A 21,565-nucleotide genomic window follows, 5' to 3' on the forward strand; every position below is an offset into this window, starting at 1 on the left:
CGGATGTCCCCACGGCCGGTCACCCACCCCCATCTGCACGACACGCCACCGAGGTGCGCGAAGGAGGGCCCTATGGCCGTCGACTACACAGTGATCGTCGTCTATCTCGCCGGCATGCTCGCCATGGGCTGGTGGGGCATGCGCCGCGCCAAGTCCAAGAGCGAGTTCCTCGTGGCGGGCCGCAGGCTCGGCCCGATGATGTACTCCGGCACCATGGCCGCGATCGTCCTCGGCGGCGCCTCCACCATCGGCGGCGTGGGCCTCGGCTACCAGTACGGCCTGTCCGGCGCGTGGATGGTCTTCACCATCGGCCTCGGCCTGCTGGCGCTGTCCGTGTTCTTCTCGGCGCGCATCGCCCGCCTGAAGGTCTACACCGTCTCCGAGATGCTCGACCTGCGCTACGGCGGCCGGTCCGGGCTCATCTCCGGCGTCGTGATGTGGGCGTACACGCTGATGCTCGCCGTCACCTCGACCATCGCCTACGCCACGATCTTCGACGTGCTGTTCGACATGAACCGCACCATCGCGATCATCCTCGGCGGCTCGATCGTCGTCGCGTACTCGACGCTCGGCGGCATGTGGTCCATCACCCTCACCGACATGGTGCAGTTCGTGGTGAAGACCATCGGCGTGCTGCTCCTGCTGCTGCCGATCGCCGTCATCAAGGCCGGCGGCTTCAGCGAGATGAAGGCCAAGCTGCCCACCGAGTACTTCGACCCGCTGGGCATCGGCGGCGAGACGATCTTCACGTACGTGCTGATCTACACGTTCGGCATGCTGATCGGCCAGGACATCTGGCAGCGCGTGTTCACCGCCCGCAGCGACAAGGTCGCCCGCGTCGGCGGCACCGTCGCGGGCACCTACTGCCTGGTCTACGCCGTCGCCGGCGCCGTCATCGGCACCGCCGCGAAGGTCATGTACCCGAAGCTGCCCAGCGCCGACGCCGCGTTCGCGACCATCGTCAAGGACGAGCTCCCCATCGGTGTGCGCGGCCTGGTGCTCGCCGCCGCGCTCGCCGCCGTCATGTCGACCTCGTCCGGCGCGCTGATCGCCTGTGCGACCGTCGCCAACAACGACATCTGGTCGCGGCTGCGGGGCGCCGTCAGGCCCTCCGGCGGCGGCAAGGACGAGGCGCACGACGAGGTGAAGGGCAACCGCCTCTTCATCCTGATCATGGGCGTCGCGGTGATCTGCATCGCCATCGCGCTCAACAACGTCGTCGAGGCGCTGACCGTCGCCTACAACCTGCTCGTCGCCGGGCTCCTCGTGCCGATCCTCGGCGGCCTGCTGTGGAAGCGCGGCACCGTGGCCGGCGCCCTCGCCGCCGTCTGCGTCGGCGGACTCGCCGTCATCGGCCTGATGTGGGGCTACGGAATCCTCGCCAACGAGCCCGTCTACTACGGCCTCCTGCTGTCCCTCGCCGCCTACGTCATCGTCTCCCTCGCCACCAAGCCGACCGACGCCGCGGTGCTCGCCGCCTGGCGCGAGCGGCTCGCCGGGCGCGGGGCCGAGACGGAGACGGACGCGGAGCCGGCCACCGCCACTCAGTAAAGTCGCAAAGCGCTGCGTAGCCCCGTCAAGGGCTGCGCAGCGCCACGAAGCGTAGGAAAGAAGGCAATTCCCATGAGCAGCAACGAGACGCCCCGCGGTCCGGTCGACTCCTCCCGCGTCCCGCGGTACGCCGGTCCCGCCACCTTCGCCCGGCTGCCCCGCCTCGACGAGGTGGGCACCGCGGACGTGGCCGTCGTCGGCGTGCCCTTCGACACGGGCGTCTCGTACCGGCCGGGCGCCCGCTTCGGCGGCAACGCGATCCGCGAGGCGTCCCGGCTGCTGCGCCCCTACAACCCGGCGCAGGACGCCTCCCCGTTCGCCCTCGCGCAGGTCGCGGACGCCGGTGACATAGCGGCCAACCCGTTCAACATCAACGAGGCCGTCGAGACGATCGAGGCCGCGGCCGACGACCTCCTCGGCACCGGCGCCCGCATGATGACGCTCGGCGGCGACCACACGATCGCGCTGCCGCTCCTTCGCTCGGTCGCCAAGAAGCACGGCCCCGTCGCGCTGCTCCACTTCGACGCGCACCTCGACACGTGGGACACGTACTTCGGCGCCGAGTACACGCACGGCACGCCGTTCCGCCGGGCGGTGGAGGAGGGCATCCTCGACACCTCCGCCCTCTCCCACGTCGGTACGCGCGGTCCGCTCTACGGCAAGCAGGACCTGACCGACGACGAGAAGATGGGCTTCGGCATCGTCACCTCGGCGGACATCTACCGCCGCGGCGCCGACGAGGTCGCCGACCAGCTGCGCCAGCGCATCGGGAACCGACCCCTCTACATCTCCATCGACATCGACTGCCTCGACCCGGCCCACGCGCCCGGCACCGGCACCCCCGAGGCCGGCGGCATGACCTCGCGTGAGCTCCTGGAGATCCTGCGCGGCCTGTCGTCCTGCAACCTCGTCTCCGCCGACGTCGTCGAGGTCGCCCCGGCCTACGACCACGCGGAGATCACGGCCGTCGCCGCCTCGCACACCGCGTACGAGCTGACGACGATCATGTCCCGTCAGATCGCGCAGAGCCGCGCGGCACAGTAGGACGGACGACGGTCGGGGTGTGCCCACCGGCCCGCAGGGCGGAGCGGGTGGGCACACCCCGACCACCGGCCCGCACCCGATCACGACGCCAGGGAACCCCGAACATGACCCACGACCACGACCTGGAACTGCTGCCCACCGCGGCGCAGACCGCGGCCGCCCTCAACCCGCCCGCAGGGCGGAACGGCGGCGACCTCGTCGTCGAGACCCTGCACGGCCTCGGCGCGTCCACCGTCTTCGGGCTCCCGGGCCAGCACGCGCTCGGCATGTTCGACGCGCTGCGCCGCTCGGACCTGCGGTACGTGGGCCTGCGCGTGGAGAACAACGCGGGCTTCGCGGCCGACGCCTACGGGCGCGTGACCGGTGAGGTCGCGCCCCTCCTGCTCTCCACCGGGCCCGGCGCGCTGATGTCGCTCGCCGCGCTCCAGGAGGCGGCGGCCGCGTCGGCGCCGGTCCTTGCCATCGGCAGCCAGATCCCGGTCGCCGGGCTCGGCGGCGGACGCCACGGCTATCTGCACGAACTCCGGGACCAGCAGGCCTCGTTCCGGGACGTGGTCAAGTCCGTCCACACCGTGCGGACGCAGTCGCAGATCCCCTCCGCGATCGCCGCCGCCTGGGAGTCCGCCCTCACCGCGCCGCACGGCCCGGTCTGGGTGGAGATCCCGCAGGACGTGCTCCTCGCGGAGACGACCCTTCCGGTCGTGACGGCGATGGACGCGACCCCGCGCGACCTCGTGCCCCGCCCCGAACTGACCGCGGTGGCAGCCGACTTGCTGTCGCGCGCCGAGCGCCCCGTGATCATCGCGGGCGGCGGCGTCGTACGGTCGGACGCGAGCGGCAAGCTGGTCGCGCTCGCGGAGAAGATCAACGCCCCGGTCGTGTGCACCTTCGGCGGCAAGGGCGCGTTTCCCTGGGAGCACCCGCTCTCGCTCCAGTCCTGGATGGAGGACCGCCACACGACGGACCTCCTGGAGGACGCGGACGTCCTGCTGGTCATCGGCTCGGGCCTGGGCGAACTCTCGTCCAATTACCACACGTTCGTGCCGCGCGGCCGGGTGATCCAGATCGAGGCGGATGCCGGAAAGCTGGAGTCCAACCACCCGGCGCTCGGCATCCACGCCGACGCGCGCCTGGCGCTCTCGGCGCTCCTGGAGACGGTCACGGAACGCCAGGACCCGTCGGTGCCCGAACGGGTCGCGACGCTCCTCGCGGCGGTCCGCGAACGCCTCGACGGCCAGGACCTGGCCTTCGAGCGCGAGATCCTGGGTTCGGTGAGGGCGGCACTCCCGGCGTCCTCCCCCTCCTTCTGGGACATGACGATCCTGGCGTACTGGGCCTGGTCGGCATGGCCGGGCGCCCTGCACTCGGCGCAGGGCGCGGGCGGCCTCGGCTACGGCTTCCCGGCCGCGCTCGGCGCCGCCGCGGCCGACCCGTCGAAGCCGGTCCTCGCGGTCTCGGGCGACGGCGGCGCGATGTACTCGATCGCGGAACTGGCCACGGCGAAGCAGTACAACCTGCCGGTCACCTGGCTGATCGTGGACGACGGCGGCTACGGCATCCTGCGCGAGTACATGACGGACGCGTTCGGTGAGGCCACGGCGACGGAGCTTGCGCGCCCGGACTTCGTGGCGCTCGCCGAGTCCTTCGGGGTCCCGGGAGTACGAACGTCCCCGGAGACGCTGCGCGCCGACCTGGAGAAGGCGCTCGCGGAACCGGGCCCGTCGGTCGTGGTGCTGCCCGCGCTGCTGAAGATGTTCGCGCCTACGCATCTGGGCTGAGGCGATCAGCCGATCGGTCGTTCACGCGGCGGCCCCCGGGAGATGTCTTCCCGGGGGCCGTTGGCGTCTGCGGTCCCTGGTCCGCCAGGGGCTGCGTCCACGGGGTGCCGGGCAGTTCCCTGACGCGCTCCCGGATCTGTTGGGGTTCGTACAACCCTTCGCCCCCATTGGAGAGTCATGTGAGGCGAGTGCGCTGGAGGCGTGCTCGCTTCGAATCTGGGGGGAAACGCATGACTCGCCGCATATCCATACGTGCTGCCCGCGTGCTCCCGGCGGTGCTCGCCGCCGGCGTGCTCGTGCCGGTCGTCGCGGGCGCCGCGCCCGCGTCCGCCGCGACCACACCACAGGTCACCTGCACCTCCGACAAGGCCGGCCTCGCCGCGAAGCTCCAGAAGGACATCACCGCCGCCCTCGCGACCCGTAAGGGCACCGTCGCCGTCGGGCTCCACGACCGGACCACGAACACCACGTGCTCGCTTCGGGCCACGTCCTCGTACGACTCCGCCAGTGTCGTGAAGGTGACCGTTCTCGCCACGCTGCTCTGGGACGCCAAGAAGACCAACCGGTATCTGACGACGCGCGAGGCGAACCTCGCCACCGCCATGATCACCAAGTCGGACAACGCGGCCACCACATCGCTGTGGAAGCAGCTCGGCACCACCAAGGTGAAGGGCTTCCTCAAGGCCGCCGGGATGACGCGGACCGTGCCGGGGTCCGGCGGCTACTGGGGGCTGACCCAGATCAACGTCCAGGACGAGCAGAAGCTGCTTTCGCTGGTCACCGCCAAGAACTCCGTCCTCAGTGACAACTCCCGCGCCTACATCCTCAAGCTCATGGGGAAGGTCGTGTCCTCGCAGCGGTGGGGGACCCCGGCCGGCGCGCCCTCGTCCGTCGCCGTGCACGTCAAGAACGGCTGGCTGGAGCGTTCCACGTACGGCTGGCGCGTGCACAGCATCGGGGCCTTTCAGGGAGGTGGTCATGACTACACCATTTCGGTGCTGACGCACGGGAACAGCACCATGAGTTACGGCGTGGACACGATTCAGGGTGTCGCGCGGGTCATACACAAGGACCTGACGCCGACTGCGCCCGCGGCGTCCCGCTACACCCCGACCAGTACGCCCAAGGAGGCCTTCGTCGCCGTGCCGCAGGGCTGACCGGCCGAGGACGAAAGGACCGGGGGAACTCCGTCCTTGGTCCCGGTCCGCTCCCCGATTTGTTGCGGCGGGATGAAATCGGCCGGTCTCCGCGTTGGGCCTCTCGGCAGGTCAGGTCGACGGGAGGCATCTGGTGGCGGAGCAACGGGGCTGGATGGGGGTCCCCCCTGTTCGAGCGGAGTCGAGAACTTGGGGGAGGCGTCTCGCCGGGTACGCGTGGCGGTACCCGAAGGACGTCGTGCTCGCGCTCGGGGCGTCCCTGGGCGGCATGGCCGTCATGGCGCTGGTGCCCCTGATCACCAAGGTGATCATCGACGACGTGGTCCAGGACCACACCCGCTCCATGGCCCCGTGGGCGGGCGCCCTGATCGGTGCCGCCCTCGTCGTCTACGTCTTCACCTACATCCGCCGCTACTACGGCGGCCGCCTCGCACTCGACGTCCAGCACGACCTGCGCAACGAGATGTACGGGACGATCACCCGGCTCGACGGCCGGCGCCAGGACGAGCTGTCCACCGGCCAGGTCGTCGGCCGGGCGACCAGCGACCTCCAGCTCATCCAGGGCCTGCTCTTCATGCTCCCGATGACCATCGGGAACGTCCTCCTCTTCCTGATCTCCCTCGTGATCATGGCGTGGCTGTCCCTGCCGCTCACCCTCGTCGCGCTCGCCGTCGCCCCCGCCCTCTGGTTCATCGCCAAGCGCAGCCGCTCCCGCCTCCACCCCGCCACCTGGTACGCGCAGGCGCAGGCCGCCGCCGTCGCCGGGGTCGTGGACGGGGCCGTCTCCGGCGTGCGCGTCGTGAAGGGCTTCGGGCAGGAGGACCAGGAGACCGGGAAGCTCAGGGAGGTCGGGCGGCGGCTGTTCGCCGGGCGCCTGCGCACCATCCGCCTGAACTCCAAGTTCACCCCCGCACTCCAGGCCGTGCCCGCGCTCGGCCAGGTCGCGATGCTCGCCCTCGGCGGCTGGCTCGCCGTCCGCGGCCAGATCACGCTCGGCACGTTCGTCGCGTTCTCCAGCTACCTCGCCCAGCTCGTCGGCCCCGTCCGCATGCTCGCCATGGTCCTGACCGTCGGCCAGCAGGCCCGCGCCGGCGTCGAGCGCGTCCTCGAACTGATCGACACGGAGCCGTCCATCGAGGACGGCAAGAAGGAACTGCCCGCCGACGCCCCCGCGACCGTCGAGTTCGACGATGTCTCCTTCTCCTACGAAGGTGCCGACCGGGCCGTCCTGGACGGGCTCTCCTTCGAGATCCCGGCCGGCCAGACCCTCGCCGTCGTCGGCTCCTCCGGCTCCGGCAAGTCCACCGTCTCGCTGCTCCTGCCGCGCTTCTACGACGTCACGCACGGCGCCGTCCTCGTGGGCGGCCACGACGTGCGCGAACTGACCCTCGACTCGCTGCGGGCCGCGATCGGGCTCGTGCCCGAGGACTCCTTCCTGTTCTCCGACACCATCCGCGCGAACATCGCGTACGGCACCCCCGACGCCAGCGACGAGCAGATCGAGACCGCGGCCCGCGCCGCCCAGGCCGACCGCTTCATCGCCGAACTCCCCGACGGCTACGACACGACCGTCGGCGAGCACGGCCTCACGCTCTCCGGCGGCCAGCGCCAGCGCATCGCGCTCGCCCGCGCCATCCTCACCGACCCCCGCCTCCTCGTCCTCGACGACGCCACGTCCGCCGTCGACGCGCGCGTGGAGCACGAGATCCACGAGGCGCTGCGCGGCGTCATGGCCGGCCGCACCACCCTCCTCATCGCCCACCGCCGCTCCACCCTCGGCCTCGCCGACCGCATCGCCGTCCTCGACGGCGGGCGCCTCGCCGCGATCGGCACCCACGAGGAGCTGGAGGCCGGATCGGCCCTCTACCGGCGCCTGCTCACCGATCCCGACGAGCTCGGCGGGGTCTCGCCGGGCCACGTCGCGCCCGCGCTCCCCGACGAGGACACCTCCGTACGCGACGAGCTGGACGCCGAGTTCGACGCCGAGCGCGGGATCACGCCCACCCTGTGGACGGGCGACCGCGAGCCGAAGGACACCGCGCTCTCCGGGATGCCCGCGACGCCCGAACTGCTCGCCCAGGTCGAAGCCCTGCCCGCCGCGACCGACGTCCCGGACATCGACGAGGCGCGCGCGGTGACGCCCGAGGAGTCGTACGGGCTGCGCCGCCTGCTGCGCGGATTCGGCGCGCCCCTGCTGATCAGCCTCGCCCTCGTCGCCCTCGACGCCGGCATGGGCCTGCTGCTCCCCGTCCTGATCCGGCACGGCATCGACGAGGGCGTCTCGCAGCTCGCGCTCGGCGCCGTGTGGGCGGCCGCCGCGTTCGGCCTCGTCACCGTCCTCGTCCAGTGGTGCGCGCAGATCGGTGAGACCCGCATGACGGGACGCACCGGCGAGCGGGTCCTCTACTCGCTCCGACTGAAGATCTTCTCCCAGCTCCAGCGGCTCGGACTCGACTACTACGAGCGGGAGTTGACCGGGCGCATCATGACCCGGATGACGACCGACGTGGACGCCCTGTCGACGTTCCTCCAGACGGGCCTGGTCACCGCCTTCGTCTCCGTCGTCACCTTCTTCGGCATCATGGGCACCCTCCTCGTCATCGACGTCCAGCTCGCCCTGGTCGTCTTCGCGACGCTCCCGCCGCTGATCGTCGGCACGTTCTTCTTCCGCCGCTCCAGCGTCAAGGCGTACGAACTCGCCCGCGAGCGCGTCTCGGTGGTCAACGCCGACCTCCAGGAGTCCGTCGCCGGGCTGCGCATCGTGCAGGCGTTCCGGCGCGAGCGTTCGGGTGCCGCACGGTTCGCCGAGCGCAGCGGCGCCTACCGCAGCGCGCGTATCCGCGGCCAGTGGCTGATCTCGGTGTACTTCCCGTTCGTTCAGTTCCTGTCGTCCGTCGCCGCCGCCGCGGTCCTGATGGTGGGCGCGGGCCGGGTCGAGGCGGGCACCCTGACGACCGGTGCGCTCGTCGCGTACCTCCTCTACATCGACCTGTTCTTCGCGCCCGTGCAGCAGCTCTCCCAGGTGTTCGACGGCTACCAGCAGGCCACCGTCTCGCTCGGCCGCATCCAGGAGCTGCTCCAGGAGCCGACGTCCACGAAGGACGCCGACGAACCCCTCGACGTCCTCTCCCTGCGCGGCGACATCGTCTTCGAGGACGTGGACTTCGCGTACGGGGCCGCGGACGAACAGGAGGCGGCACTCAGCGACGTGGCCCTGCGCATCCCCGCCGGGCAGACCGTCGCCTTCGTCGGCGAGACCGGCGCGGGCAAGTCGACCCTCGTCAAGCTCGTCGCCCGCTTCTACGACCCGACGGCGGGCCGCGTCACCGTCGACGGCACCGACCTGCGCGACCTCGACCTGACGAGCTACCGCCACCGCCTCGGCGTCGTGCCGCAGGAGGCGTACCTCTTCCAGGGCACCGTGCGTGACGCCATCGCCTACGGACGCCCCGACGCGACCGACGCCCAGGTGGAGGCGGCGGCCCGCTCGGTCGGCGCGCACGAGATGATCGCCACCCTTGAGGGCGGCTACCTCCACGAGGTCGCCGAGCGCGGCCGCAACCTGTCGGCGGGGCAGCGGCAGCTGATCGCTCTGGCCCGCGCCGAGCTCGTCGACCCCGACATCCTGCTGCTCGACGAGGCGACCGCCGCGCTCGACCTCGCCACGGAGGCCCAGGTCAACCAGGCCACTGACCGCATAGCGGGCAAGCGCACCACCCTCGTCGTCGCGCACCGGCTCACCACCGCGGCCCGCGCCGACCGGGTCGTCGTGATGGCGGACGGGCGCGTCGCGGAGGACGGCACGCACACCGAGCTTCTCGCACTCGGTGGACAGTATGCCGAGCTGTGGCGGACCTTCGCCGGCGAGCCCGAGCCCGAGGCCGAGATCAGCTCTTCGCTGTGACGGGGGATCGGTGCAACCACCGGCCCTGTGTGCTGCGTCCGTTCATCAGTACGCTGTGGCACACGTGACTGGAGGGGCGACGGTGGGTGGAGGCATGAGCGAGGGCGGCATACGCAGACGGCTGGCGGCCGGGGCAGCAGTACTGATCTCCTCGGCGCTGCTGGCCCTCGCGGGGCCGGCCGTCGGCACGGCACAGGCCGCGGCGATCTGCCCCGGCCACAAGGTGCGCACCCTGCCGTTCTCCACCGGCAGGACGGTCCTCTACCGCAGCGGCAACTACCTCTGCGCGTACACCCTCACCAAGCGCGACGGCGTACGGCAGAAGATGTCGGTCAGCGTGCAGGCACGCGGCAGCAGGCCGGTTCAGGACAGCGGGCGCTACATGCACCACGCGGGCCCGGTGACCGTCCACACGGGCCACCGCTGCGTGTGGGTGAGGGGCACGGTCGGCGCGGCCTCGGTGAGCTCGGGCTGGATCCTGTGCTGAACGCGCGGCCCGTGCGCTGACAGAACACCAAGAACCCCTGACAGAACAGATGTTCCTCCGCTAGGTTCCGGTGCGCATCTGTGTTCTACAGGGGAGTATGCATGCGCAACGCGCTGAGATGGCTGCTCGCGCTCGTGGTGCTGATAGGCACCATGAGTACGGCCACAGCGGCCACCGCCGCTCAGGCCCGGCCGGCGGCCTCCGACACCAGTACCGATATCAAGGACCGGCTCCTCGCCATACCCGGCATGAGCCTGGTGGAGGAGAAGCCCTACACGGGCTACCGATACTTCGTCCTCAACTACACCCAGCCGGTCGACCACCGGCACCCGTCCAAGGGCACCTTCCAGCAGCGCATCACCGTGCTGCACAAGGACGTCAGCCGCCCGACGGTCATGTTCACCAGCGGCTACAACGTGTCCACGACGCCCAGCCGCAGCGAGCCGACCCGCATCGTCGACGGCAACCAGATCTCCGTGGAGTACCGCTACTTCACCCCGTCCCGGCCCGCGCCGGCCGACTGGTCCAAGCTCGACATCTGGCAGGCGGCCAGCGACCAGCACGGCATCTACCAGGCCCTCAAGCCGATCTACGGCAAGAACTGGCTGACCACCGGCGGTTCCAAGGGCGGCATGACGGCCACGTACTACGAGCGCTTCTACCCGCGCGACATGGACGGTGTCGTCGCGTACGTCGCGCCGAACGACGTGGTGAACAAGGAGGACTCGGCGTACGACGACTTCTTCAAGACGGTCGGCCCGAAGGACTGCCGCGTGGCGCTGCAGAACGTGCAGCGCGAGACGCTGGTGCGCCGCGACGCCCTGGAGAAGAAGTACGCGGACTACCTGAAGGCCAACAACTACACCGTGGACACGGTCGGTTCGCTGGACAAGGCCTACGAGGCCACGGTCCTCGACCTGGTGTGGGGCTTCTGGCAGTACCAGCCGTCGCAGACGGCGTGCGCCGAGGTGCCCGACGCCGCGACGGTCACGGACCAGGCGCTCTTCGACTACGTCGACGCGGTCGGCGGCTGGTCCTCGTACGCGGACCAGGGCCTCACCCAGTACACGCCGTACTACTACCAGGCGGGTACGCAGCTCGGCTCGCCCGACATCAAGCAGCCCTGGCTGGGCAACCTGTCGCGCTACGGCTACCAGCCGCCGCGCAACTTCGTGCCGCGCTCCATCCCGATGAAGTTCCAGCCGTCGGCGATGCGCGACGTGGACTCCTGGGTGCGCCACCACGCGACGCGCATGCTGTACGTCTACGGCTCCAACGACCCGTGGGGCGCCGAGCGGTTCCGCCCCGGCAAGGGCTCGACGGACTCGTACGTGCTCACCGCCCCCGGCGCCAACCACGGGGCGAACGTCGCCGGTCTGAACGCCGACGACAAGACGTTCGCCACGGAGCGGATCCTGAAGTGGGCGGGCGTCTCCGCCCCCGCCGCGCAGGCCGCCAAGCCGCTCGCCACGTACGACGCCAGGCTCGACAAGCGTGACGTCCAGCGCGAGCCGACCCTGCGGCCCTGACCGTCGGGTCTACACCCGGACCGCGCATCCCACCGGTTCGGACCCGCCCAGCGTCACGTACAACGTCGTGAGCGCAGGGCACTTGGCGCGGTCGGCCGCCGCGGCGGCCACCCGGTACTGGGGTTTCTCGGTGCCGGAGCCGTCGCAGGCGGTCTCGCGGACCTGGCCGCGGCCCGCCGAGTACACGCAGTCCCCGACGATCGTGCGGGGCCCGCCGCCGCCCCCCGGATCGCCGGGGTGCGGCGGCTCCAGGTTGCGCATGCAGGCGTAGCCCTGCGGGATCTCCCCATCGCCGTTCTCGTCCGGCGCGGGCCGGTTCTCGCTGATGTGGAGGACGAAGTCGGTGTGGGCCGGGCACCTGGGCCCGGCCGCCACCTTTCCGTCATAGCGCGCGGTGACCCGCGCCACCGCCCGCTCGCTTCTGCACGGCACCTCGGTGAACGTGTCGCGCCCCCGCGAGCTGCACTCGTCCACGGCGAGGAACACCGCCCCGTACCCCGACGGTGACCGGCTCGCCCCCGGCGAAGGCCCGCCGGACCCCGCGTCCGGCGACCCCTGACACGCCGCGAGCGTCATGGCGAGCAACGCCGCGCACACCGCCCCCACCCACCGCGCCCTGTTCCACGCAAGCATGCAATCCCCCCGATACACACCCCAGCGTGACCCGCCGGGGCGGGCGCACGCCAGGCGTGCAGGGTGGTTTGGGTCGCTTGGGAGTGGTGCGCCGGGTGTGCGGCGTACGTCTAGTACGACAACCCGTAGCCGATCGGATACAGCACCTGCGTCGGATCGTCGGCCCGCTGGACGGGCACGGGCAGCTTGCCCCGCGGCCTGGCCCGGCCCGCGATCACCCGGACCGCGGCCCGCAGTTCGACGTCGGTCCACGAGTACGCGGCGAGCGATGCGCCGACGCCGGGCACCTGCGCGATGTCGTACGGGTTGCGGATCGCGACCGCGACGACGGGGACGCCGGTGGCGGCCAGGGCGTTCACGAGCCGCTGCTGACTGCTGCCCGCAGTGACGTTGTACGTGCCCACCAGTACCGCGTCCTTGCCCTTGGCGGCGGCCACCGCCTCGTCGATCTTCGCCTGGTTCGGCGCGGTCCCGGTCGACAGCACCGTTGTGGTGAAGCCGAGTTCGGTCAGTGCCTGGCCGAGTGTCGTCGTGGGCGGGCCCGTCGTGCCGGAGGGCGAGGCCGGGTCGGCGCCGACGACCAGGATGTTCCTGTGGGTGCGCCGCGACAGCGGGAGCAGCCCGTTCTTGTTGAGCAGGAGCGTCGTGGTGGCCTCGGCGATGCGGTCGGCGGCGGCCAGGTGGTCACGGGTGCCGACGGTCTTGTCGACGCCGCGGCCGGTGACGTACGGCTCGTCGAAGAGGCCCAGCTTCTCCTTGAGACGCAGGACGCGCAGGATCGACTCGTCGAGGCGCGCCTCCGTCAGCTCGCCGTTCTTCACGGCGTCGAGGACGGCGTTCCAGGACACCTCCAGGGAGGGCGGGTTGAGGAGCTGGTCCACGCCCGCCTTCAGGGCGAGCACCGGCACGCGGTCGTCGCCGTACTTGTCGCGTACGCCCTGCATGCCGAGGGAGTCGGTCACGATGAGGCCCTCGAAGCCGAGTTCCTGGCGCAGGATGCCCGTCATGATCGGGTGCGAGAGCGTCGCCGGGTCGCCCGAGCCGTCGAGGTCGGGGACCATGATGTGCGCGGTCATGATCGAGTCGATGCCCGCGGCGATCGCGGCCTTGAACGGCGGGGCGTCGATCTGCTGCCACTGCTCGCGCGTGTGCGTGATGATCGGGAAGCCGAAGTGGCTGTCGGTGGCGGTGTCACCATGGCCGGGGAAGTGCTTGGCCGTGGAGGCGATGTCGCTGCTCTGGTAGCCCTTGACCTCGGCGGCGACCAGGCCCGCGACGGCCTCGGGGTCGGCGCCGAAGGAGCGCACGCCGATGACCGGGTTGGCCGGGTTGATGTTCACGTCGGCGTCGGGCGCGTAGTTCTGGCGGATGCCGACCGCGCGCAGTTCGGCGCCGGCGATCCGGCCCAGGGTGCGGGCGTCGGAGCGGGAGCCGCCCGCGCCGATGGCCATGGCGCCGGGGAAGAGCGTCGCGGGCTCGCCGACGCGGCAGACGATGCCGTGTTCCTGGTCGGTGGAGATGAGCAGCGGGATACGGCTCGGCTGGGCGAGGCCCGCCCGCTGGATGCCGTTCGAGAGGTCGGCGATCTGGTGCGGGTCCCGGGTGTTGTGCGCCCAGGTGAAGTAGATGATGCCGCCGAGCTTGTACTTGTCGATCAGTTCGGCCGCGGTGCGGACGCCGATCTCGGCGAGGTTGGCGTCGATGTCGGCCTGGTCGGGGTCGGTGGCGGAGTGGCCGTAGACCCGCATCACGAAGAGCTGGCCGACCTTCTCCTCGATGCTCATCCGGGAGATGAGCTGCTTGAGTCGCGCGTCCTTGCCCTTGCGTGACGCGTCGTCGGCCTGGGCCGGGACGCCGGACAGGGTGACCGCGGCGGCGCCCGCGGTGGCGGCGGCGAGCAGGGTGCGTCTGGACAGGCTGAGGTGCACTGCGCACTCCTTCCGGAGGAGAACTGGTGATCCATGCCCTGAAAGAAACTTCCGAGGGTCACGAATATCTGGAAAGTTTCTGCCAGTCAAGGGTGCGCGCAGCCGGGGCGGCAGAAGGGGGAGGGGAGGGGCCGTCACCGGCGCAAGGGAGGGGGCGCGCCGGTGACGGCGTGCTGCCGGCCGCAGGCGGCGGAGAGGGTGGTCAGCGTTCGCAGCCAGCAGCGAGGCCGACACCGCTCTGCGGAGACTCTCCGGCAGTACGCCGTTCTGACGGAGCGGTACGCGGGCGGGTTCCCCACTACCCGGGGAATGCCGGAAAGTGGTGCGCCGGTGAAATCAGGGGAGCGGTAGTGCTTCTGGGCACCGGTCAGCGTGCGTCAGCGGGCCTTGTCCGGCTGGTCCGGCTGATCCGCCTGATCCGGCTCCCGGGTGACTTCCCCCCCACCGTTCCCGCAGCGTCCGCACCGCCTCCGCGATGGCCGGCCTGCGCGACGCTCCCGTCCGCCACAGCGCGTACAAGTGCCTTACGGGCATGGGGTCCAGGGGCACCGCGACGACGCCGTCCGGCAGCGGGCCGCGGCCGAGGCGGGGGATCAGCGCCACGCCGAGGCCGGCCGCGACGAGCGCCGTCAGGGTCGGGTTCTCCTCGGCCTGGTGCCTGATGTCGGGCTCGAAGCCCGCCGCCCGCAGCGTCCGCACCAGCCAGTCGTGGCACACCCGCCCCGGCGGCTGCGACACCCACCGCTCGCCGCCGAGCTCCTCGCGGCGCACCGCGTGACGTCCCGCGAGCGGATGCCCGGCCGGCACGAGCAGGTCGCACAGGTCGTCCCCGATGGCGGCCTGCTCCACGCCGGCGGGGGCCGGCAGCGGCGCGATGTCCCAGTCGTGCGCGACGGCCAGGTCGACGGCCCCCTTGGCGACCAGGTCGACCGACAGGTGCGGGTCGACCTCCGTGAGCCGCGCATCGAGCGCGGGATGCCGTACGGCGAGATCCGCGAGGACGGACGGCAGCAGGCCGCGGGCCGCCGAGGCGAACGCGGCGATCGTCAGGCGTCCCGCAGGCAGCCCGCGGCGCTCCTCCAGATCCGTCTCGGCGCGCTCGACGATGACCATCAAGTCCTGTGCTGTGCGGGCGAGTTCGAGGGCCTCGTCGGTGAGGCGCACGCCCCGCCCGTGCCGTTCGAGGAGTACGGTCCTCGTCTCCCGCTCCAGCTTGGAGATCTGCTGCGAGACCGCGGACGGCGTGTAGCCGAGCGCCGCCGCGGCGGCCCCGACCGTGCCGTGCACGGAGACGGCGTGCAGCGCGCGCAGCCGCTGGAGATCGAGCATGCCGGCCTCCCGGTGAGCCTCGGGCAGTCATGATGACCCGGGCCGTCATGACGCCTGGGACATTCTTCAGCGTTGCTGAATTCAACCATGCAGACATTCGCGCTGGTGCTACACGGTCGTTGCCGGTGATCCTCGACGCATGGCTCCCACGCTCCCTATGCGCCCGTCCCACATCGCGCTCGCCGTCCTGGTCACCGCCGTCTGGGGCGTCAACTTCGTCGTCATCGAGGTCGGCCTCGACCGCTTCCCGCCGCTGCTCTTCTCGGCCCTGCGCTTCCTCGTCGCGGCGCTGCCCGCGGTGTTCTTCGTGGGGCGGCCGAAAGTGGCGTGGAAGTCGGTCGTCGGCGTCGGACTGGCGCTCGGTGTCATGAAGTTCGGGCTGCTCTTCGTCGGCATGAACCAGGGGATGCCCGCCGGGCTCTCCTCTCTCGTCCTGCAGATCCAGGCCGTGTTCACCGCCCTGTTCGCCTTCGTCGCGCTCGGCGAACGGCCCGGCCGGGTCCGCCTGGCCGGCATGGTCGTCGCGCTCGCCGGGATCGGCGTCGCGGCCGTCGACGAGGGCACGAGCGGCCCGCTGCTCGGCTTCACGCTCGTCGTCGTGGCCGCCGTCGGCTGGGGCGTCTCGAACGTCCTCACCCGCAAGGCGGCACCGTCCGCCCCCTTCACCTTCATGGTGTGGACGTCGGCCGTCCCCGTCCTGCCGCTGTTCGCGCTCTCCCTCGCCTTCGAGGGCTGGGACCGCGACAGCCGGGCGCTCGCGTCGCTCGATTGGACCGGCGTCGGCATCATCGCGTTCGTCGCCTGGGTCACCACGCTCTTCTGCTTCGGCGCCTGGAGCTTCCTGCTGCGCAGCCACCCCGCCTCGTCGGTCGCCCCGTTCACGCTGCTAGTCCCGGTGTTCGGGATGTCGTCCGCCGCGCTCTTCCTCGGCGAGAGCGTCAGCCCCCTGCGCTGGTGCGCCGCCGCGCTCCTCGTCGGCGGTGTCGCTCTCGCGTCGCTCGCGCCCGCTCCCCGGAACCGGGCCGTCCAGCGTGTGGACACTCCGGCGCCCGCGCTGCCCGTCGAGGACCATGAAGCGCATGCCAGTCGTTGAGATCCCCGGTTCCAAGTCCGTGACGGCGAGGGCGCTGTTCCTCGCCGCGGCCGCGCAGGGCACCACCACTCTCGTGCGCCCCCTCAGCTCGGACGACACCGAGGGATTCGCCGAAGGGCTGCTCCGGCTCGGTTACGGCGTCGAACGCGGCCCGGACGCCTGGCACATCGAGGGCCGGCCGGCCGGCCCCGCCACGACCGACGCCGACGTGTACTGCCGCGACGGCGCGACCACCGCCCGCTTCCTGCCCACGCTCACGTCGGCCGCCGCGCACGGCACGTACCGCTTCGACGCCTCGCCCCAGATGCGCCGCCGTCCCCTCGCTCCGCTCAGCAGGGCCCTGCGCGACCTGGGTGTGGACCTCCGTCACGAGGAGGCCGAGGGGCGCCACCCGCTCACGGTCACGGCGGGCGGGGTGGAGGGTGGTGACGTGACCCTGGACGCGGGCCAGTCGTCCCAGTACCTCACCGCGCTCCTGCTGCTCGGCCCGCTGACCAGGACCGGCCTGCGCATCACGGTCACCGACCTGGTCTCGGCGCCGTACATCGAGATCACCCTGGCGATGATGCGCAGCTTCGGGGCCGAAGTCCGCCGCGGCGGCAACGTGTTCGAGGTCGCGCCCGGCGGCTACCGCGCGACCACCTACGCGATCGAGCCGGACGCCTCGACCGCGAGCTACTTCTTCGCGGCGGCGGCCGTCACCGGCGGCGAGGTCACCGTCGAAGGACTCGGCAAGAACGCGCTCCAGGGCGACCTGGCGTTCGTCGACGTCCTGCGGCGCATGGGCGCCGGGGTGACGACGACGGCGGACCGCACCACGGTCACCGCGCCCGGCCCCGCGGGTCTGTCCGGCATCACGGTCAACATGCGGGACATCTCCGACACGATGCCGACCCTCGCGGCGATCGCGCCGTACGCGAGCGGCCCGGTCCGCATCGAGGACGTGCACAACACGCGCGTCAAGGAGTGCGACCGCCTGGAAGCCTGCGCGCAGAACCTGCGCGGGCTCGGCGTGACGGTCGCGACGGGACCCGACTGGATCGAGATCCAGCCGGGCACCCCGGCCCCGGCGGAGATCACCACGTACGGGGATCACCGCATCGCGATGTCCTTCGCGGTGACGGGCCTGCGGATCCCCGGCGGGGTCACGTTCGACGACCCGGGGTGCGTGCGGAAGACGTTCCCCGACTTCCACGAGGCGTTCGCGAAGGTGTTCGGATAGCCGTTCGGATGGCCGCCCGGCGGGCTGTGCCGACTCGTCGAGCAGCCGGTCGAGACGGCCGGCTCCGGCCCAGGCCGGTGATCGGGCGGCCGTCCCTGCACCACAGGGGCGGCCGTCCCTGCACCACGGGGGTGGCCGCCCGGCCTCGCATCAGCCCCACATATGCCTGTCCCGCCCGGCGGGCTATGCCGACTCGTTGAGCAGCCGGGCGAGATGCTCACGTCCGGCCGTCAGGAGCCCGGGCAGCGGGGCGGCGTCCGGATACCAGCGCTTCTCGTACTCCCAGCACAGCCACCCGTCCCAGCCCTCGCGGCACAGCACGTCCACGACCTCGGTGAGCGGCAGCACGCCTGTGCCGAGCGCGAGCGGCGTCGTGTCGTCGGCGCCCGCGATGTCCTTCACCTGTACGTAGCCCAGGTGCGGGGACAGCGCCGCGTACGACGCCACGGGCTGCTCGCCGCCGAGCCACGTGTGCATGACGTCCCACAGGGCGCCGACCTGCCGGTGTCCGACGGCGCCGAGCACGCGCATCGCGTCGGCTCCCGTGCGGTGCGAGTCGTGGGTCTCCAGGAGGATGCGGACGCCGAGGTCCGCGGCGTACTCGGCGGCGGTGCCCAGGCGCCGGGCGGCTGTCGCGTCGGCGTCGGCGCGGCTCTGCTCCGTGCCGCCGCCCGGGAAGACGCGTACATAGGGCGCGCCGACGTCGCGGGCGAGTTCGAGGAGTGACCTGATCTCCGCGATCACCGGTTCGTCCTCGCCGGGAGCGGCCACCCGCGCGTACCCGGCGAGCCCGAGGATCTCGACCCCGGCGGCCTTGAACGCGGCGGCGGCGTCGGCCCGTTCGGCGGGCCCGAGCCCCGGGTGTACGGGTTCTTCGGGATGGGCGCGCAGCTCGACACCGTGATACCCGTGCTCGCCGGCGAGCCGCACGACATCGGCGAGGGGAAGCCCGGGAACCCCGAGCGTGGAGAAGGCCAGTTTCATGGCGGGGACGCTACCGGGCTGCGGGGCGGGGTCAAGGGCATGCCCGGCGCGGATGCGGCGGCCGGGTGAAGGGGCGGCGCGAGGAACCCGGTGACGGCGACACCTGACCGCGCCCGGCCCAATCCCCTTGCCGCGCCAAGCTTCGGCAACGTCCCTGCCATGCGGGTCACGGCTTGGCCAAGCCGATTCCGTGCGTTGGCCACGTATTCATCGCCCGCCCCGTGCGGGCCTCACCTCGGCCCTGGACAGTGGCTCACCGGAACGCACGTGCCCCCGCACATCCGTGGACAAGAGCGCCCCCAACCGCCTTTCCGTCCATGGGAGTTCATGGTCGTCCGTCGCATGAAGGGATCCCCATGCCCGAGGAGTTCACCCGTCGCAGGCTGCTGGGTTCGGCCGCAGGCGCGCTCGGAGGCGCCGCCGCCCTCTCGCTGCTGCCGCCGAGCGTCCAGAAGGCCGTCGCCGCGGGACCGCCGCGGCGCGGCTCGCTGCGCGACATCGAGCATGTCGTCATGCTGATGCAGGAGAACCGGTCCTTCGACCACTACTTCGGCACCCTGTCCGGCGTCCGTGGCTTCAACGACCCGCGGGCCCTCAAGCTGGACACCGGCCGTTCGGTCTTCTATCAGCCGGACGCGGTGAACCCGAAGGGGTACCTGCTCCCCTTCCACCTCGACACGCACAGCTCCAGCGCCCAGGCCATCCCCTCCACCAGCCACGCCTGGTCCGTCCAGCACGAGGCCTGGAACGGCGGCAGGATGGACCGCTGGCTGCCCGCCCACCGCAAGGCGGACGGTGCCAACGGCCCTTATGTCATGGGCTATTACACCCGCGAGGACATCCCCTTCCAGTTCGCCCTCGCCGAGGCCTTCACCATCTGCGACCACTACTTCTGCTCGGTCTTCGGCCCGACCTGGCCCAACCGGTTGTACTGGATGACCGGTTCGATCGACGCGGGCGGCACGCAGGGCGGCCCGGTCCTGTCCAACAAGGCGCCGACGCCGTACCGCTGGAAGACGTACGCCGAACGCCTCCAGGCCGCCGGGGTCAGCTGGAAGGTCTACCAGCAGGACGACGACTACGGCTGCAACATGCTCGAGCAGTTCCAGGCGTTCAAGGACGCGAAGCCCGGCTCCGACCTCTATGAGCGCGGGGTGCGGCCGCAGCCCGAGGGCACGTTCGAGGACGACGCCCGAGGCGACCGGCTCCCCGCGGTCTCCTGGATCATGCCGACGAGCTACCAGTCCGAGCACCCGGACTACCTGCCGGCGGCCGGCGCGGACTTCGTCGCCTCGAAGATCGAGGCCATCGCGTCCAACCCGAAGGTCTGGGCGAAGACCGCCTTCATCCTCAACTACGACGAGAACGACGGCCTCTTCGACCACGTGCCGCCGCCGACGGCGCCCGCCGGTGCGAAGGGCGAGTATGTCCAGGGGCTGCCGATCGGCGCCGGGTTCCGGGTGCCCGCCATCATCGTGTCGCCCTGGACCGTGGGCGGCTGGGTCTCGAGCGAGACCTTCGACCACACCTCCGCCCTGCAGTTCCTCGAGCGGTTCACCGGCGTCGAGGAACCCAACATCACCGACTGGCGCCGAGACACTTTCGGCGACCTCACGTCGGCGTTCCGGTTCTCCGACAGCAGGCCGCACGCCCCGCGCCTGCCCGACGACACGGCGGAGCAGCTGGAGAAGGCGAAGCAGGAGGTCGCCACGCTCCCGAAGCCGACGCTCCCGGGCGCGGACCAGCACTTCCCGCACCAGGAGAGGGGCCGACGCCCGCAGGTGTGACGGTCAGGGGAGATCCGGGTGGGTGAGCGGAGGCGAGCCCCGCTTACCCGCCCGATCCCGACGCCTTGGACGGCGCCCCCGTAGACCCCCGCACCATCAACTCCCCCTGCACCACTGCCATCCCCCCGGCGGGAGCCGCCTCGCGGCCCATCGCGATGCGGCCCGCGCGGGCCCCCGCCTCCGCCAGCGGCAGCCGGACCGTCGTCAGGGCCGGTACCGCGTCCACGCTGAACGGCAGGTCGTCGAAGCCGGCCACCGACACGTCGCCCGGAATGCTCAGGCCCGCCTCCCGCAGCGCGGCGCACGCGCCGAGCGCCACCGTGTCGTTCGCGGCGACCACGGCCGTCAACGACGGTTCGCGACGCAGGAGTTCGACCGTCGCCTCGTAACCGGACCGCCGGTCGTACGGGCCGTGCACGGTCCACCCGGCGTCGTCGGGCACGTCCCGCGCCGCCAGCGCCGCGCGATGTCCCTCCAGGCGGTGACGGGTCGTCGTCCGTTCCTCGGGGCCCGCGATGTACCCGATCCTGCGGTGGCCGAGGTCGAGCAGGTGGTCGGTGAGCGCCCGGCCGCCGCCGCGGTTGTCGAAGGCGAGCGCCACCGCGTCCGCGTCCGGCACGGGCGGCCGCCCGCACAGGACGACCCGCGTCCCGGCGTCCGCGAGCCGCCGCAGCTTCCCGGAGATCGCCCTGGCGTGTTCGGCGTCCTCGACCGCGCCGCCCGTGAGGACGACGGCCGCGGCCCGCTGGCGCTGGAGGAGCGTCAGATAGGTGAGTTCGCGCTCGGGCGACCCGCCGGTGTTGCACACGACCGCGAGCCGCTCGCCGCCCGCGCGCCCGCCGGGCCCCACGATCTCGGACTGCACGGCCCCCGCCATGATCCCGAAGAACGGGTCGGCGATGTCGTTGACGAGGATGCCGACCAGGTCGGAGGTGGCGGCGGCCAGGGCGCTGGCCGGCCCGTTCAGCACGTAGTCGAGGTCGTCCACCGCGCGCAGCACCCGCTCGCGCGTGGCCGCGGCCACGGGGTAGTTGCCGTTCAGCACGCGGGACACGGTGGCGGGGGAGACCTGGGCGCGTGCCGCCACGTCCGCCAGGGTCACGGTCATCGCATCATCCTCCGGTCGCCGTCCGGTCCCC

15 protein-coding genes are annotated in these 21,565 nt (G+C 71.6%); 10 read left to right on the top strand and 5 right to left on the bottom strand.

The features are described 5' to 3' along the window. Positions 1-72: 72 nt before the first annotated feature. The 7 genes from OG574_RS29390 (at position 73) to OG574_RS29420 (ending at position 11,450) form a co-directional block, all read left to right on the top strand. A complete protein-coding gene (locus OG574_RS29390) occupies positions 73-1,551 on the top strand; it encodes a sodium:solute symporter (protein ID WP_326775655.1) in 1,479 nt (492 codons plus the stop codon). A gap of 72 nt (positions 1,552-1,623) precedes the next feature. After that, positions 1,624-2,595 carry an agmatinase gene (speB, locus tag OG574_RS29395; protein WP_100594097.1) on the top strand — a complete coding sequence of 324 codons (972 nt, stop codon included), beginning with the start codon at positions 1,624-1,626 and terminating at the stop codon, positions 2,593-2,595. A 104-nt stretch (positions 2,596-2,699) separates the two neighbouring features. Beyond that, a complete protein-coding gene (locus OG574_RS29400; protein WP_326775656.1) occupies positions 2,700-4,373 on the top strand; it encodes a thiamine pyrophosphate-binding protein in 1,674 nt (557 codons plus the stop codon). A gap of 230 nt (positions 4,374-4,603) precedes the next feature. Continuing rightward, on the top strand, positions 4,604-5,530 hold the full coding sequence (locus OG574_RS29405; protein ID WP_326775657.1) for a serine hydrolase: 927 nt from the start codon (positions 4,604-4,606) through the stop codon (positions 5,528-5,530). Between the two features lie 154 nt (positions 5,531-5,684). Further along, positions 5,685-9,434: an ABC transporter ATP-binding protein gene (locus tag OG574_RS29410; RefSeq protein WP_326775658.1), complete on the top strand. Its 3,750-nt coding sequence runs from the start codon at positions 5,685-5,687 to the stop codon at positions 9,432-9,434. Between the two features lie 94 nt (positions 9,435-9,528). Continuing rightward, a complete protein-coding gene (locus OG574_RS29415) occupies positions 9,529-9,921 on the top strand; it encodes a hypothetical protein (protein ID WP_100594100.1) in 393 nt (130 codons plus the stop codon). A 101-nt stretch (positions 9,922-10,022) separates the two neighbouring features. Further along, a complete protein-coding gene (locus OG574_RS29420) occupies positions 10,023-11,450 on the top strand; it encodes an aminopeptidase (RefSeq protein ID WP_326775659.1) in 1,428 nt (475 codons plus the stop codon). Positions 11,451-11,459: 9 nt separating this feature from the next. On the opposite strand, the gene OG574_RS29425 is transcribed toward OG574_RS29420, so the two are convergent. From OG574_RS29425 to OG574_RS29435, 3 genes are all read right to left on the bottom strand, one after another. After that, the gene (locus OG574_RS29425) at positions 11,460-12,083 is read right to left on the bottom strand and encodes a hypothetical protein (RefSeq protein WP_442816854.1); all 624 of its coding nucleotides are present in this window, start codon (positions 12,081-12,083) and stop codon (positions 11,460-11,462) included. A gap of 110 nt (positions 12,084-12,193) precedes the next feature. Further along, the gene (locus OG574_RS29430) at positions 12,194-14,011 is read right to left on the bottom strand and encodes a glycoside hydrolase family 3 protein (RefSeq protein ID WP_326775660.1); all 1,818 of its coding nucleotides are present in this window, start codon (positions 14,009-14,011) and stop codon (positions 12,194-12,196) included. A gap of 336 nt (positions 14,012-14,347) precedes the next feature. After that, positions 14,348-15,340, bottom strand: a complete 993-nt coding sequence (locus OG574_RS29435) for a LysR family transcriptional regulator (RefSeq protein ID WP_326775661.1) — start codon at positions 15,338-15,340, stop codon at positions 14,348-14,350. Positions 15,341-15,497: 157 nt separating this feature from the next. Between OG574_RS29435 and OG574_RS29440 the strand changes: the two genes are divergently transcribed. Both OG574_RS29440 and aroA read left to right on the top strand, forming a co-directional pair. Then, on the top strand, positions 15,498-16,433 hold the full coding sequence (locus OG574_RS29440) for an EamA family transporter (RefSeq protein WP_326778667.1): 936 nt from the start codon (positions 15,498-15,500) through the stop codon (positions 16,431-16,433). Further along, complete coding sequence (aroA, locus tag OG574_RS29445; protein WP_326775662.1) at positions 16,420-17,655, top strand: 3-phosphoshikimate 1-carboxyvinyltransferase; 1,236 nt, start codon at positions 16,420-16,422, stop codon at positions 17,653-17,655. Before OG574_RS29440 ends, aroA begins: the two co-directional genes overlap by 14 nt. Positions 17,656-17,838: 183 nt before the next feature. Here aroA and OG574_RS29450 read toward each other — a convergent pair whose 3' ends face one another. After that, the gene (locus OG574_RS29450) at positions 17,839-18,639 is read right to left on the bottom strand and encodes a sugar phosphate isomerase/epimerase family protein (protein WP_326775663.1); all 801 of its coding nucleotides are present in this window, start codon (positions 18,637-18,639) and stop codon (positions 17,839-17,841) included. 356 nt (positions 18,640-18,995) lie between these two features. Between OG574_RS29450 and OG574_RS29455 the strand changes: the two genes are divergently transcribed. After that, positions 18,996-20,426 (top strand): alkaline phosphatase family protein, encoded by a 1,431-nt coding sequence (locus OG574_RS29455; protein ID WP_326775664.1) that lies wholly within the window; start codon positions 18,996-18,998, stop codon positions 20,424-20,426. A gap of 43 nt (positions 20,427-20,469) precedes the next feature. Here the strand turns inward: OG574_RS29455 and OG574_RS29460 are convergent, their stop codons facing one another. Beyond that, complete coding sequence (locus OG574_RS29460; RefSeq protein ID WP_326775665.1) at positions 20,470-21,534, bottom strand: LacI family DNA-binding transcriptional regulator; 1,065 nt, start codon at positions 21,532-21,534, stop codon at positions 20,470-20,472. Positions 21,535-21,565 lie beyond the last annotated feature (31 nt).

Source organism: Streptomyces sp. NBC_01445 (assembly GCF_035918235.1).
Lineage (GTDB): Bacteria > Actinomycetota > Actinomycetes > Streptomycetales > Streptomycetaceae > Streptomyces.

Excerpts from the sequence above, each read along its gene's own strand:
- OG574_RS29415 (WP_100594100.1), top strand. The coding sequence starts at position 9,529 with ATGAGCGAGGGCGGCATACGCAGACGGCTGGCGGCCGGGGCAGCAGTA.
- OG574_RS29435 (WP_326775661.1), bottom strand. The coding sequence starts at position 15,340 with ATGCTCGATCTCCAGCGGCTGCGCGCGCTGCACGCCGTCTCCGTGCAC.
- OG574_RS29405 (WP_326775657.1), top strand. The coding sequence starts at position 4,604 with ATGACTCGCCGCATATCCATACGTGCTGCCCGCGTGCTCCCGGCGGTG.
- OG574_RS29420 (WP_326775659.1), top strand. The coding sequence starts at position 10,023 with ATGCGCAACGCGCTGAGATGGCTGCTCGCGCTCGTGGTGCTGATAGGC.
- OG574_RS29410 (WP_326775658.1), top strand. The coding sequence starts at position 5,685 with ATGGGGGTCCCCCCTGTTCGAGCGGAGTCGAGAACTTGGGGGAGGCGT.
- OG574_RS29455 (WP_326775664.1), top strand. The coding sequence starts at position 18,996 with ATGCCCGAGGAGTTCACCCGTCGCAGGCTGCTGGGTTCGGCCGCAGGC.
- OG574_RS29460 (WP_326775665.1), bottom strand. The coding sequence starts at position 21,534 with ATGACCGTGACCCTGGCGGACGTGGCGGCACGCGCCCAGGTCTCCCCC.
- OG574_RS29390 (WP_326775655.1), top strand. The coding sequence starts at position 73 with ATGGCCGTCGACTACACAGTGATCGTCGTCTATCTCGCCGGCATGCTC.
- OG574_RS29440 (WP_326778667.1), top strand. The coding sequence starts at position 15,498 with ATGCGCCCGTCCCACATCGCGCTCGCCGTCCTGGTCACCGCCGTCTGG.
- aroA (WP_326775662.1), top strand. The coding sequence starts at position 16,420 with ATGCCAGTCGTTGAGATCCCCGGTTCCAAGTCCGTGACGGCGAGGGCG.
- OG574_RS29400 (WP_326775656.1), top strand. The coding sequence starts at position 2,700 with ATGACCCACGACCACGACCTGGAACTGCTGCCCACCGCGGCGCAGACC.
- OG574_RS29425 (WP_442816854.1), bottom strand. The coding sequence starts at position 12,083 with ATGCTTGCGTGGAACAGGGCGCGGTGGGTGGGGGCGGTGTGCGCGGCG.
- OG574_RS29450 (WP_326775663.1), bottom strand. The coding sequence starts at position 18,639 with ATGAAACTGGCCTTCTCCACGCTCGGGGTTCCCGGGCTTCCCCTCGCC.
- speB (WP_100594097.1), top strand. The coding sequence starts at position 1,624 with ATGAGCAGCAACGAGACGCCCCGCGGTCCGGTCGACTCCTCCCGCGTC.